Genomic DNA, 14,494 nt, shown 5'->3' with positions numbered 1-14,494 from the left:
CGAGATTAAAACTGCGAGATTAAAACTGCGAGATTAAAACTGCGAGATTAAAACTGCGAGATTAAAACTGCGAGATTAAAACTGCGAGATTAAAACTGCGAGATTAAAACTGCGAGATTAAAACTGCGAGATTAAAGTGAGTGACTTCCGCGTGGCTATTCTAGTCCGTTCGATCGTTGAACGACCAGACTGGATTTCGATTTCCATGGCACCGCGATGGCTCTACAAGCCCTGCACCACTGGAGCCCGGCGTCTGCGGCAGGCAGCATCAAATGATTCCAGGGCAAACAGGAGTGTTTTGCTGCTGCCGGAGAGACTAACATTAATTGCTGCCTGAGCAAAACACTTGCCCTAAAGTGCAACGTAATTTTACGCAACTTGTTGGCATAATTACAAATGCCAATCTTAGTACGATTCCAGCCGGTTTGCTCGCTCCGCTCCCATCCCCCGGCGACAAGAGTAATACAGCACGGCCCGCCGGAAGCCACCGGACTTCAGATACCCACCAACTCGACTCGCCGGATTTATTGGTTCGGGACCAGTTTGTTCCATTTCCAAACACACTCGTACTCGAACGGCGCGGTAGGTCGAATCAGCCGAAATGTGGCGATGGAACCGAGTGCCAGCTGTACCTGGGAATTCGGCACCACAATTTTCGCCAGTTCCGGTTTTCCAATCGGAAAGGCTCGAACCTCGAAGGAATCACACGAGCGGCCCTTCGGTAACAACATCCACACTTCCAACAGGCTAGTGGGCGTATAGATCGAGAAGCGAAAACGTCCGCCGCCGTCCATCAGACTCGCGTTTTCCGGGGTCAACACCTGCTCGATTCGCAAATCGGAACGGCCCCCAAAAGGAACCTCGTGAAAATCAAAGTCGATCCCCCAAATGAAATTGTGTTCCCCTTGCGACATCCGAAAAAGCTTCGGCTTCAAGCGTTTGGAAGGACTTGAGATAATCCCATCCTTAACCCGGGTTGGCCGACGAACTTGCAGAATGGGATTCGTATTTTCCTTCGTTCGTTCAACGGTAAGTCGGGCGTAGCCCACCGCCGAAGCATCATCATTTCGATTAGCCCAGCTTCGTAAATCGAAGATCCTCGTATCCGACAGAACATTAAAGCCTGTTAGATCCGAGGCGGATAATTCCTTCACTTCATTAAACGGCATTCCCTTGATTTCTTCCGGGCCATCATTTTCAAGGAGTTCCAGGATCTTACGATAGTCAGGACTCATGTCCGAAATGGCGGTGAGAACGACACGTTGTTGGGCGGCCCGTTCTCGCATGGACAGGATGTAGGTCGGCAAACTAATGGCTAAGCAAAGAATCAATAGCACCCATGCGTACGATGGCCAATCTCGGTAGCTAAGCAAAGCACTCCAAATTCGCCTACGCGACGAATCTCGTAACTTGCGAGCCGTCACCAAGTCAGACGATTCCCGCACGCTTTCCCCTTGCGAAGATGAAACCTTGTCGGCACGTCCTTCCTCAATCGGATCCCAAGGGGGCCCCGATTCGATCGGACCATGAAAGAGTTGTGGGTGGGACCGACAGATCTGCCTTGCTACACAATATCCGTGTTGCACCAAGGCTGAAATCTCCAGGTTTGTGAAGCGGTCGAGATCCGTTCGAATCTGTGCTGCCTGTCGCTGTATTTCCGGATCAAGTGCCCAGCGATCCTGTGCTTTATCGACGACTTCCGAAATCGGCAAATAAATCACTCCGGAAGCATTGATGGAGGCTTCCAATTCCAGTTGCCAGACGCGATCCATCAGAATATCAGACGAGCGTAATGCTGTGCTCACCAGCCCGCCACGTCGCAGATCACGGGTCGCTTTGAATTTACCGCCCGCGTCACTCACGAGAATTCCATCGAACTCTTGACTCGTCGACCTCACGCAGGGCCGACCGATTACTTTCCGAAAAGCCGACTCAATAATCTGTCGGTTTAACCAAAGGCTGTCATCCAGATCGAGATCCCTGCCCGACTCTACCACATGTTGCAAAAGCGTCTGCGCTCCGGGATCAGCAAGCTGCATTTCCTGAAAACAAGGGTCGCGGTAAAGTCGATCGGTTCGCATGATCTCCCAAAAACCACGAACGATCAGTTCCGTTGTCTTGTCCGACGAATTAGCATCGCTTTCAAGCAACCGATCATGATCATAACGGTCCAACTTCTCACGAAGCCGGCGCAGCGGGGTCCCGGCGGGCAAACCAAGTGCGGATCGCAAGGAGACAGTGACAGATTCAAGCTCTAGGAAATCTTGTTTACGAAAAGGGACTGCGTCGCGAACCGATGACTGTTCCAGGCAACGGAACATGCGTAGGCCCAGGTTGTCGTACACGCCACCATCCGTGAACGTTTGTCGATTGAATTCACCTCCGTCCGCCCCAACCTCCCATCCGTTGAGTTCGAGCGGTGGAAAGAATCCAGGAAACGCTGATGAGGCGGCCACCGCCATCGATACCGTCGCCAAACCCGTTTGAATTCGCTCGAATTGATCGCGACGCCCTGGCAGTCTTCGCTGCAACAACATTCCACGACGATTAAAGGAACAAAGACAACCTTCACTCAAATTCGTCGCCAAAATGTGGAGGTTGGGATTTTCCGGCAGGTGAGACAGAGGCACATCGCCGTAGAGAAACTGTTCATAATATTTTTCGAGAAGGCCGGGACGCGTAAGCTGCCTGACAGAACCCATTCGCAATAAGGTGCGGCCTGTATTTACAATGGATGCAAATGGAAATCGCCGTAGAATCCGATTTCTCACGTCAAGTCTTACAACCTCGAGAATCTCTTCCGAAGCTTCAGTAAACTGATCGGCAGTCCCACAGTAACGGTCCCAGTTCAAGGCGAGATGAGCCCCGAGAATACTACCGCCTGAAACGGTGGTCATGTGTGTGATGTTGGGCAGAATCCCTGCGTCGCGGAGAAAGCGCACCACTCCCAGATGATATACGGTCGCTCGAAAACCACCTCCGGATAGCGCCAGCCCCAACCGACTCATGATTCCTGCCTTCATGCCTACTTGGATTTGCCCGTCACACAGTTCGTCATGGTGTAGTATAGTGCCCCGTTATGGTTGGGGGCATCGCCACGCCCACAAACCGCTCTCACGCAATTTCCCAGTTGCATCGAAGCTCCCAGTTGCATCGAAGCTCCCAGTCGCGAATCTCGATGGAAACAGCGACCAGTTAAGATTAGAGCCGACGCCGATAATATTCGATCGCCCGGAAAGAGAGATAGTAGGTCGTGTAGCCGCAGACCAAGCCAACAATCAAAGAGCCTAGCCAAAGCGGGCCAGCAATCTCCAAAAGACGCGACCAATAGAAGGAAACAGCCGGCCACCACCCTGGCGGCGGTGCCGTCAGTTCCGTCCACCAAGAGCGATCGACGGGTTCCAGTGTTAAAATCGCACAACCAATTCCATAACAATACCAATACATCGGTAGCATCGTGCCCGGGTTGGAAATCCAAACCACAGCCACGCTCACTGCTTTGTTCGCTCCAATCAGCCAACTGAGAAAGCCCGCAATAAGCATTTGAATGCCCACGGTCGGGGTAAAGGCAACGAACACACCAAGACCTATCCCGAGTGCGAGCCGATGAGGTGGGTCATCGGCGTGCAACAAATCATGATAGACAAAACGCCTAAGTTGCTGGCGTCGTCGTCGGTACCGTAAGCGGAGAAAGCGAACAACCATGCATTAAGAAAGAGGTAAGAAGAGTATAAAAGCCAGTGCTGCACGTGTATTTCCCGCTACAGCGACCGTAATAACTATCCGAACGATTCCCCGACCTTTCGTCAACTCCCTAATCTGACGCAGCCAGCTCATCGCTGCCACAAATCTCGAATAGGGTTGTTTCCAGCCGTTTTCAGAGGAAATTGGTTCTTTCCACCCTCAGGACATCGCTAGCATCCCCACTCCTGATCGACATGGATTCTCCCCATTATTCAACTCAATCTTGGCCCAGGCTCATTTCTGCAAAAGTGAAATGACGATCATACCGACGGGAGTTCGTCAGCGGAGTTACTTGCAGTGACTCCCAACGAGAAGCGGCGGAAGAGCCGATCAGTGATCTACCTTCTTCGAGCCGCAGATGACATCCTTCCAACCCATCCGGAAAAAGTTACTGCATATCGACTAAGATTTTAACCGCTTGATCCTCTCGCGTCCGATGCAGCTCGTAAGCATCAAATACTTCGCGAAAGGGAATCTGATGGGTCAAAATCGGAGTCACATCAATTTCTCCCGAGGCGATCACATCCAGTGCAATGCGTGTCGAAGTCTGGTTTGTTTCACAGGTCGCGCCAACAATCGTTGTCGCTTTGCAGCACTTGTGAAAGAATTCTTCGAAAGCAAAAGAAAAGTACTGACCACGTGGATAGCCAAAGTAGAGGACGTCGCCATACTTCTTCACAAGATGGACGGCAAGATTAATCGAATCGATCTCACCGGCGGCCTCGATCACCACATCGGCAAGTTCTCCATCGTTGATTTTCAGGAGCGCCTGTTGTGCGTCACAAGATGAATTATCGACGACGTCGGTCGCACCGAAACGGCGTGCATGGTCCAAACGAAATTGTTCCAAATCAAAAGCGATGACCTTTCGGGCACCCATACGTCGCAGGTGAAAATCAAACCACAAACCAGCTGAACCTTGCCCGATGACGGCAACTGTTTTGCTCCCAATATTCGGTAATCTTTGCGATGCATAAATCACCGTGCCCAGTTGCTGAGCCTGTAACATCTGATCGAGTGGAAGCCGACCAGGGATCGGCAAGACGTGTTCCAATGGGGCTAAATAATATTCAGCCATCGCCCGATGGTCGGGAGCTAACGCCAGAACGTGATCTCCTTTCCTGAGGAAAGGATGGTCATCAATCTGCTCGATTTCGCCCACCATCTCATGACCGGTCGTCCCGGGGGCAAAAGGATACTCATCCGGAGCAGCGTGGTACAACATCCGAATGTCGCTCCCACACAGTGACAATTTCAGGGGACGGATCAAAGCATGCCCTGGTTGCCACTCTGGCTTCGGCACATTCAAAAATTCGGCTTTTCCTGCTTCGAGAACCTGAACCGCTTTCATGTCATTCCCTCTATCTACGACGCCAACGTCCTAGAATCATCGCTGCAATGGCAACTCCGCACGACAAAGGCCCACCGCGTTTCCTACCGTTCGCTGCGTGGTTGTTCGCTGCGTGGTTGTTCGCTGCCCTAAAACGGCAAGCGTTGATCGAAATTTCGATCTGATCACAGAGTTTAGCTGTTTTCGAGTCTGCTTGCATCAAGCCTGGAGGGAGATCGGTCGTTCTGGGATCGAACCACTGAAGAGCATGCGATTAAGCGTTCCAGAATGGTGGCGAACGATTTCGGCGAGCGGACTCTCCGTGAGAATCCTCCTGCCTGCCGCCAGGTTGCCCCAGCCGATCTCACCCGAAAAAAACAACAGACCCTGCAAGCGGCGATTGCCTTCCTCCCGGTCACCGCAAACGGCGTCCGAATGCCCCGATCAACTCGTCGATTGAGATCACCCCGTCACCATCCTTATCCGATCCGCCGAACATAATTCTAAAACGGAACGGGAGCTCTTTGACCTGAAGTTGACCGTCATCATCTTTGTCTAATTGCAGGATGTACTGTTCGGCCGTATCACGTCGGGATAAAACGACTGAGGATTCAGCGTTCGGATCATAGGGTTCTGCAACCTCGAAATACCCAATCATCATCTCCTGCCAGGTTTGCTCACCCCACTTGACCCGCTCTCGGGGATTCGGGTTGCTCATGTTTTCGGTCGAGTTATCGAAATGAGCGACGCACTTGATGAATGCATCCTTGGGTAAAGGCATGGGATCACTGAGTCGATAATTCGTTTGCCAATTAAAATCATAATTCGGCACATCGAGCAAAATTTCCCATTCATCGGAGCCGGGCTGTCGAATTTGGTAACGGAATGATTTCCCCCGCAGATGCATGTGGGGCATCATGGCTAACAATTGCGAGTCCTCCCGGACTCGAGTCCGGGTCGTCACTTCGTAATTTGAATCCCTCGGTGGAATCGTGAAGAACCGTTGGAAGGCGCTGATCGTCTTTACTTCGTGCGTGACATCAGCCTCGTCAGAAAACACAAATCCAATTTTGCTTAGATCTTGTTGCACAGACCCGACGGGGGTGTAGTGTATTTGGAACAAGAGTTTCGAACCCGCGGGAATTCGTTTTGCCATTCCACTCGGAAAAGGCTCCGCGCGCAAGCCTGGTACATAGCCTGCCAAGAAACCGTTTACCCCGCCGCCGGTCGCCCGTGCGTCCGTGCCTTCGGGAATCGCAAATACCAGGACATGATGGACAACCGCACTATTCCCCGGCACAACTTGCAAGGCCTGAATCCACTTGTCTTCCTGTAAGCCAGGGTCCACCGTGAAATACTTGTAGCGTACTGTTCCCTCCGCCTGTACCTCAAACGGACGTTCACTCATTCCTACAACGAGGTCAGGAGTCTTCGGTAGTTGCCACCCTTCTGGAAACGTAAGTTGCTCTGGCAATTGAGACGGATCTCCTTCCGGAGCACCCGCATTCACCCAATCGGTTAACAGCTGCTTTTCCTCATCACTCAGCACGCGACCATTCGCAAAATCACCGTGTGCTGGATTCGCGTGCCACGGGGGCATGCGGCGGTCTTCAACCACTTCCAGAATTGTTTCTGCCCAGCCAACGACTTCGTCATAATCTTGCAATGCAAAAGGAGCAATCTCACCGTCTCGGTGACACTCCACACAACGCTTTTGCAACAATCGGGAGATTTGATTGGAATACGTGACTTTGGAATTCTCATTTGGTTCGCGCTGCCGACCGATGTAACAGCCGACAGACGTTGCCTCCGGTTGCGAGACATTTTCCCCGGCGAGCAATTCCTTGATCGCAATACGAAGATCTTGCCGGGTTGGCTTCTCGCGAATGAACCCGACACCATATTGATCGTCGATACGACCCCAATAACGAACCACGCGGGCTTGGTCCAGCACGAACACCTCCGGCGTGCGTACCGCACCTAACTGGTCAGCAACACGATTCCCTACGTCTTTCACCAGTGGAAAAGCAATCTCGTGAATGCGAGCGTAATTTGCGATTTCTGTGATCGAGTCTTGCGTGTTCGCGTTGATTCCCAAAATGGCAACCCCTTGCGACTCGAATTCATCGAGCAACTGATTGAGACGGGGAGCATAGAGTTTCGCCAGGGGGCATTCGGTCCCTAGAACGGCAAGCACCACAATCTTTTTGTCGTCGAAATCCGACAGCTGAAATTTCTTGCCACGAAAATCCTTGAGTTGAAAATCGTCAACCTCGTTTCCCACGGGAGATGGCTTATCCGCAGCAGACACGGTAACCGAAACAAGAATTGACATCGCGAAAAGCATCACAACAACAGCTTTGAGCATAGAATCATCACCTCGGGTAAAAAAATCTCTCGCTTCCATCGTGCAGAATCTTTTCTCAAATGCGTACAGCATTAAACTTACTCCGCTCGATCATGTCACCTTCGTGTTCGACGGCGTCGCCCAGCTCAACCGTTTCCCATCTGGGAGTGTAGCGGCCAAGGCGAATTTTGGCACGAGAGAAATTCTTGGCTCGAATGATCGCCTTGGATTTGAATCGACCGCCTCAGCTTCCCTGAATGGGTACCCCGACCCAACGATGCGAGATTCGCGAAAACCTTCTATTTTTCATACTTTCCCGCTACGCGCTGAGATCCAATCGCCATCACCCCTTCGCCCTTCCGAGCACGCTAGCGGCTACGTCCTCGAATTTTCTGCCGAATAAGCCGCCAAAAAGGCCTGTTTTCTCGGTTTGAAGCCAGATCATGTCACCGAGCGTGTCGTCAAACGGTCCCGACGTCGGATCAACCCACGTGAAATCTTGCTCGACCTTCCGTCGGTTCAATTCATTGGTCATCCACGGAAACGTTTTACGATCGATGCACTAATGGCCAAACACTACCTTGACCAACGCAGAAGAAACGGCTGTCACAAGCAGAATACCTAGTAAATTCAACCAGAAACCCGCACGAGCCATTTGACCTATCGTAATCTTTCCTGATCCAAAAACGATCGCATTCGGTGGCGTTGCCACGGGTAGCATAAAGGCGCAGCTGGCGGCTAAGGTGGCAGGAACAATTAAATCGTAGGGGTGCATTCCCAACCCAGGTGCCAACCCGGCCAGGATCGGAATCACCGCCGCCGTGGTGGCTAAATTCGATGTTAGTTCCGTCAAAAACACAATCACAGTCGTGATAGCCAATACCAAAGCGATGGGAGGTACACCCGCAACATAGGACGAAAAACCACCGATGAATGGAGCCACGCCGTTTCGATCTACGGCTGCCGCTAAGCTTAATCCGCCCCCAAACAGAACAAGGACCCCCCAGGGCAATCTGACCGCCGTCTCCCAATCCATGGTAAACCGGCGTTCCTTGTCTCCCGTCGGGATCACGAAGAGTAAGACTGCGGTCAACATCACAATCCCCGGATCCGTTAATTTCTCCAGCGGATAAATCTCCCCTTCGCCGACGGTGAGATGAATTTGTTTTAACAACGGCAGCGTTATCCACATGCCGGCCGTCAACAAGAAGAGAATGAAAGTCACCCATTCTCCACGATTCATTGAGCCAAGCTTTTTAAGTTCAGTGAGGATCAATCGATCCCCCCCTGGAATCGTCTCGAACTTGACGGGATAGAGCACCTTACTCAGTAAGAGCCAAATACTCGGCAAGAAAAGGCAGGCTAAAGGAATGCCGAGTAACAACCAGCGTGCAAAACTGACATTCATCTGATTCGGTTCGTCGATCGTGTTCCGCAAGAAACTCACCAGGAAAACGTTTGGCGGCGTCCCCACGATCGTGATCATGCCGCCGACCGAAGCCGAATAGGCGATCGCCAGCATCAAACAGGTGGAAAAGTTCGAGATGCATTTGGCATCGATCTGCTCGCGATTGGCAGCGACCAAGCCGATCACACTGAGCGCAATCGGTAGCATCATTGCCGTCGTCGCAGTATTCGAGACGAATGCACTGAGGACCGCAGTGGCTATCATGAATCCTGCCACCATTCGGGTCGGTCGGGTCCCAACCATCCGTAACGTGATCAAGGAAATTCGCCGGTCCAGTCCCCAACGGCTCATTGATAGGGCAAGAATAAAACCACCCAAAAACAAGAAAATCAACGGATGGGCGTACGGCGCCGCCGCTTCCTTCATGTCAGCGATACCCAATAATGGAAACAGGGCCAAGGGAAGCAACGCGGTGACCGAAATATGGGTTGATTCGGTCAGCCACCAAGTCGCCATCCATACCATCGCCGCCAGGGTTGCTCGCCCTGCGACAGAAAATTCGACAATGTTTCCTTTTAAGTCGACGTAAGTGAGGGGCAACAGGAAAAAGCAAACTCCGGCCATGATTGGACCGGCAATCAATCCTGCCGCCTGCAGATAGCGTCGATAGGAGCGTGCTTTCTGGACCGTCAATTCTTCAGTGGATCGATTCATGGAAAAATAATCTTGAACTTTGCCCCTGGAAAAGCTGCAATTGTAGCCTGAATCGTCCTCCACCAAAGGCCGGTTACTAAGCCTTTCCACGAACAGCAATCGGGCGGAAGTTCGCGTGTCGTTGAATCACCAAGATTTTTTTGGCGTGAAGCGGAATCTTGTCTATCGGCCGAATCGACGGCCAACTCAGGATCGCTGAGACGTGGCGATGTCAGTTCAAAAACCGTCGATGTTAGAGCCGACAACAAGTCGTTACATTCTCCGCCTATCTTGCCAACTTGGCGAATCACCGATTACGTAGGAATGCGTTGTGATTTTGGCGGCTCGCGGATACAATTCTCGTAGCCCGTAAATACCGATACTGATCGTTCTTCCCGCAGGAGTCGACGGCGTATTGATGGAGCACTTAACGGTCAATTCGAAGGCGAGGGGCGGTTACTCACCCCGGCGACTCTTACTCGCGATGCTAGGCGGGATCCTCGGTTTACTCACCCACGTTTCGGTCGTGCCCGGTGCGAGTCATTGGGAAACAGAGAAACTTCTTTTTTCAGGCCAGTATGACGCTTGCGAACAGCTGGCGCGTGCAGAGGTTGAGCGGGGCGTTTGGAATGAACAGTGGTCTGAATTATTGATCGAATGCCTGCTAACGCGAGGTCGATACGCGGAGGCAGAGCAAGTTTTCCAGAATTCCCAAAAGCGTTACGCAAATCGGATCGCCCTGCGGCTGCAGGGTTACGAGATCTATCGCATGCTGGATCAAGCGGATCAAGCAGAAAAGCAACTGGAGACCATCTATCGTCTCGTAAGTCAATCGCCATGGCGATACTCGTCCTCGCGGGATCAAATAACACTCGGCCGATTCTTTGCCCTACAAGGCGAGGATGCCAGAGAAATCCTCGACATCATTTACGACCGCGTTCGAAAGAGAAATTCCAAGTACACCGACGTCTACATTGCCACGGCGGAATTGGCGTTGGAAAAACACGACTACGGAATGGCAGCGGAGAACCTTGAAGTCGCTGCAAAGCTGGAGCAGGACAATCCCGAGATTTTTTATCTGCAAGCCCGCGCCTGGCTGCCAAGTGACACCGACAAGGGAAACGCGGCACTATCGCAAGCGTTGAAACTCAACCCTCGACACGTCCCATCTCTGCTGCTGCAAGTCGATTACCTGATTGACGCCGAACGATTCTCGGAAGCCGAGACGATTCTGGAAAAGGTGCTTGAAGTTAATCCGCTGCAACCGGAGGCATGGGCCTTTCATGCAGTGATTGCCCACCTGAGTGGTCACTATCGGGGTGAGCAAGCCTTACGAAAGGTTGCTCTATCCACCTGGACTTCCAACCACCAAGTTGACCACCTGATCGGTCGCAAATTGTCCCAAAAATACCGCTTTGCCGATGGTGCCACCTACCAACGTCGGGCGCTGGTAATCCAACCTGATTTCTTGCCCGCAAAATTCCAGCTCGCCCAAGATTTGCTTCGCATCGGAAAAGAAAAGGAAGGCTGGAAACTTGCGGCAGAGGTGCAGGGCCAGGACGCGTACAACGTCGTGGCGTTCAACTTAATGGCCCTCAAGGACAAAATCGAACGCTACACAACACTCACGTCAAATGGTTTCATCGTGCGAATGGAAGCTCGCGAAGCGTCTATCTACGGCACACAAGTCTTAGAACTGCTTACCGAGGCGCGCGAGGCACTTTGCTCGAAGTACGAGGTCTCGCTCGGTGAAGAGCCAGTGATTGTAGAAATCTTTCCGCGACAACAAGACTTCGCGATCCGAACCTTTGGCCTACCGGGCGGATCCGGATATCTCGGCGTTTGCTTTGGCAAGGTGATCACCGCCAATAGTCCCGCGTCACAGGGCCCTACACCGTCCAATTGGCAAGCGGTGCTTTGGCACGAATTCTGTCATGTTGTTACGCTCACAAAAACCAACAATCGCATGCCGCGTTGGCTAAGTGAAGGGATTTCCGTTTACGAAGAACGGCAGGCCAACCAAGCCTGGGGCCAATCCATGACGCCTGAGTTTCGGCAAATGATTCTCAGCGATGCTTTGACACCTGTGAGCCAACTCAGCGCTGCCTTTCTGCGCCCTCCTACACCCACCCACCTGCAGTTCGCCTATTTCGAATCGTCCCTGGTCATTGAATTCATCCTCGAAAAGTATGGTGACGACATCCTTCGTCGCATTCTTGTTGATCTCGCGGCCGGGATGCCAATCGAAAAAGCACTCGAGCGTTATATGGCTCCCCCACAAATCTTGGACGATTTATTTGCGAGCTACGCACGGGACCGAGCCAACCGATTTGCACCGGAACTTGATTGGGATCGTTCGTTGTTACCCGCTCCTTCTGATCTGGCAACGCTGACAACATTACAAGCCGCTCACCCGGATAATTATTGGCTGACCAAGGCGTTGGGAACGAAACTCGTTCGTGATCAGCAGTGGCAACGTGCTCTGACGGTTCTCCAACCGCTCTACGATCAGTTTCCAGAGGATACGGATCCAGGCAACGCAGCACAATTGATGGCAACCGTCCACCGAAACCTAGAAGACTTTAAGGCAGAGGAAAAATTGCTTCGGCACCTTGCGTCTATTCAGCCCGATGCGATGGATGTCTACAGTCGACTCATGGAGCTTGATCGAGCAGCTGAGAATTGGGAACAACTTTACAATGATGCTCAGCAATTCCTTGCGGTTAACCCATTACTACCGCGCGGTCACGAGCAGCTGGCGGTTTCGTCGGCGCGACTCAAACAACCACGCGACGTCATCTCGGCTCAAAAGGCGCTGTTGCAGATGGATCCCGCCGACCCGGCCGCTGCCCATTATCAGCTCGCAATCGCCTTGCGGGACATCGGCAAGTTTCAAGATGCGAAACTCCAGGTACTGATGGCACTCGAATCGGCCCCCCGCTATCGCGAAGCACAGCGATTACTGTTGGAATTAGTCCAGATCATGGAAAGCCCCGAACCGCAGGTGCCGCGTGACGAATAATACAGCCGCACTCCACCCTCGAGGTTTCGCGAAGTATCGACGTGCTCTTGTCTGTTGTGGACTACTGATCATAGGACTCGTGTTGGCCGCTACGGGACTCGTCAGCGCCCAACGAGATCGTTGGAACCGCAGGTCCCGCTACCAAGCTGATTCACGGGGCGGCGTCCCCACCTGGCAAAACAGTCCGGAGGTGGCTAACGACGTCTTCACATTTGTACGAATTCGTTATGACTCCCATGGCGGAGGGCGTGGATGGGGCGGCGGCGGATGGCGAACCGATTACCGAGATAGTGATCTCAACTTTTCGCTGCGGTTACAGCAACTCACCTCACTCAAAGTGAATCCAGATCCCATCGTCTTGCAACTGACCGATCCGAGATTATTCGACCATCCCTTCATCTACATCGTCGAGCCGGGACGTTTGCATTTCTATGATGATGAAATCGTTGCCCTCCGTCGCTATCTCCTCAATGGAGGATTCCTGATGGTCGACGATTTCTGGGGCGAAGCCGAATATCAGAACTTCCGCTACCAGATCAAGCGTGTACTTCCCGATCGCGAACCCGAAGAGGTCCCCCTCAATCATGAAATTTTCAACTGTGTTTACCAATTGAAAGAAAAACCGCAGGTCCCTTCCATCAATATCGCTGTCTCCGGTCGTTCACGGGGAATCACGTGGGAACCTCGTTATGATTCCGACACAAGCACACCTTACTATAAAGCCATCAAGGATGACGAAGGGCGTATCATGGTCTTCATCTGCCACAACACGGACCTGGGTGATGGCTGGGAGCGTGAAGGAGAACACGAATGGTATTTCCAGGAATTTTCCGTCAAGAAAGCGTATCCGCTTGGAATTAACATCGTGACCTATGCCATGACCCATTAGGGAGACGCGTCTGTTTCCGTCCCAATCACCCCCAACGCACCAGAAATTGACATTGTGAATACTCCCATCGAGACGCTGGACGACGAAAAGCAAGTCGTCGAAATGATTCAAGACAGTCGGCAACGCATCACCAGCGAGCTAGGAAAGGTCATCGTTGGTCAGACGGATGTGATCGAACAATTATTGATTGCGTTATTCGCCGGTGGTAATTGTTTGATCACCGGAGCGCCTGGCTTGGCAAAAACTCTCCTGGTTCGTTCGATCGCCCAGGTCTTTCATTTGCGTTTTCAACGAATTCAGTTCACTCCGGATTTGATGCCGGCGGATATCACAGGCACGGAAATCTTGGAAGACGCTGGTGACGGCCACCGAAAAATGCAGTTTGTGAAAGGACCGATTTTTGCCAACGTGATCTTGGCGGATGAAATTAATCGTACACCGCCCAAAACCCAGGCGGCACTCCTGGAAGCCATGCAAGAACATCAGGTGACCGCAGCCGGCACACGCTATCAACTCGAAGAGCCGTTCTTTGTCTTGGCGACCCAAAATCCGATTGAGATGGAAGGGACCTACCCGCTGCCCGAGGCTCAACTGGATCGTTTCATGTTCAATGTGTTAATTGACTATTTGCCCGAGGAAGACGAACTTGCCGTTGTGAAGCAAACAACCTCCCGACGCCCCGATCGCATTGAGCCTCTGTATTCAGGCGAAGACGTTTTGAAGTTCCACGATGTTGTACGGCGCGTTCCCGTGGCGGACGATGTCGCCCGCTACGCCGTGAAACTGTCAGCGGCAAGTCGACCGGGGCAGCTAGGGAGCCTCGACTTTGTTAACGAATGGGTCAGCTGGGGTGCGGGATTACGCGCCGCACAGACGCTCGTGATTGGAGCCAAAGCACGCGCTATCCTTTCCGGGCGAGCCCATGCAACTTTTGAGGATATTCGAGCGCTCGCAGCACCAACGCTCCGACATCGAATCCTGGTTGGTTACAAAGCGGAAGCGGAAGGAATCACCGTAGACAACGTAATCACACGTTTGCTGGAAACCGTCTCTAGTTAGAG

Annotated in this window: 8 protein-coding genes; 3 read left to right on the top strand and 5 right to left on the bottom strand. The window is 52.3% G+C overall.

From position 1 onward, the window contains the following. Positions 1 to 524 precede the first annotated feature (524 nt). The 5 genes from P8N76_11700 to P8N76_11680 form a co-directional block, all read right to left on the bottom strand. Positions 525 to 3,008 (bottom strand): patatin-like phospholipase family protein, encoded by a 2,484-nt coding sequence (locus P8N76_11700; protein MDG2382327.1) that lies wholly within the window; start codon positions 3,006 to 3,008, stop codon positions 525 to 527. Positions 3,009 to 3,201: 193 nt separating this feature from the next. Next, positions 3,202 to 3,705 (bottom strand): DUF2062 domain-containing protein, encoded by a 504-nt coding sequence (locus P8N76_11695; GenBank protein ID MDG2382326.1) that lies wholly within the window; start codon positions 3,703 to 3,705, stop codon positions 3,202 to 3,204. Positions 3,706 to 4,132: 427 nt separating this feature from the next. After that, positions 4,133 to 5,095, bottom strand: a complete 963-nt coding sequence (locus P8N76_11690) for a zinc-binding dehydrogenase (GenBank protein MDG2382325.1) — start codon at positions 5,093 to 5,095, stop codon at positions 4,133 to 4,135. Between the two features lie 394 nt (positions 5,096 to 5,489). Next, positions 5,490 to 7,514: a redoxin domain-containing protein gene (locus P8N76_11685; protein MDG2382324.1), complete on the bottom strand. Its 2,025-nt coding sequence runs from the start codon at positions 7,512 to 7,514 to the stop codon at positions 5,490 to 5,492. 469 nt (positions 7,515 to 7,983) lie between these two features. Continuing rightward, positions 7,984 to 9,543: a DASS family sodium-coupled anion symporter gene (locus P8N76_11680; protein ID MDG2382323.1), complete on the bottom strand. Its 1,560-nt coding sequence runs from the start codon at positions 9,541 to 9,543 to the stop codon at positions 7,984 to 7,986. 397 nt (positions 9,544 to 9,940) lie between these two features. Here P8N76_11680 and P8N76_11675 point away from each other — a divergent pair, with 397 nt between their 5' ends. The 3 genes from P8N76_11675 (at position 9,941) to P8N76_11665 (ending at position 14,492) form a co-directional block, all read left to right on the top strand. Then, positions 9,941 to 12,544 (top strand): peptidase MA family metallohydrolase, encoded by a 2,604-nt coding sequence (locus P8N76_11675; protein MDG2382322.1) that lies wholly within the window; start codon positions 9,941 to 9,943, stop codon positions 12,542 to 12,544. Continuing rightward, complete coding sequence (locus tag P8N76_11670; protein ID MDG2382321.1) at positions 12,534 to 13,433, top strand: DUF4159 domain-containing protein; 900 nt, start codon at positions 12,534 to 12,536, stop codon at positions 13,431 to 13,433. Before P8N76_11675 ends, P8N76_11670 begins: the two co-directional genes overlap by 11 nt. A gap of 102 nt (positions 13,434 to 13,535) precedes the next feature. Further along, positions 13,536 to 14,492 carry a MoxR family ATPase gene (locus P8N76_11665; protein ID MDG2382320.1) on the top strand — a complete coding sequence of 319 codons (957 nt, stop codon included), beginning with the start codon at positions 13,536 to 13,538 and terminating at the stop codon, positions 14,490 to 14,492. The last annotated feature ends 2 nt before the right edge of the window (positions 14,493 to 14,494 follow it).

Source organism: Pirellulaceae bacterium, from assembly GCA_029243025.1.
Classification (GTDB): Bacteria; Planctomycetota; Planctomycetia; order Pirellulales; family Pirellulaceae.
The sequence above is the reverse complement of the archived record's forward strand: the minus strand, read 5'-3'. Positions and strand labels throughout refer to the sequence as shown.

What these genes read in the sequence shown, in the direction of transcription:
- P8N76_11700 (MDG2382327.1), bottom strand. Translation starts at nt 3,008, where the DNA reads ATGAGTCGGTTGGGGCTGGCGCTATCCGGAGGTGGTTTTCGAGCGACC.
- P8N76_11695 (MDG2382326.1), bottom strand. Translation starts at nt 3,705, where the DNA reads ATGGTTGTTCGCTTTCTCCGCTTACGGTACCGACGACGACGCCAGCAA.
- P8N76_11690 (MDG2382325.1), bottom strand. Translation starts at nt 5,095, where the DNA reads ATGAAAGCGGTTCAGGTTCTCGAAGCAGGAAAAGCCGAATTTTTGAAT.
- P8N76_11685 (MDG2382324.1), bottom strand. Translation starts at nt 7,514, where the DNA reads ATGCTGTACGCATTTGAGAAAAGATTCTGCACGATGGAAGCGAGAGAT.
- P8N76_11680 (MDG2382323.1), bottom strand. Translation starts at nt 9,543, where the DNA reads ATGAATCGATCCACTGAAGAATTGACGGTCCAGAAAGCACGCTCCTAT.
- P8N76_11675 (MDG2382322.1), top strand. Translation starts at nt 9,941, where the DNA reads ATGGAGCACTTAACGGTCAATTCGAAGGCGAGGGGCGGTTACTCACCC.
- P8N76_11665 (MDG2382320.1), top strand. Translation starts at nt 13,536, where the DNA reads ATGATTCAAGACAGTCGGCAACGCATCACCAGCGAGCTAGGAAAGGTC.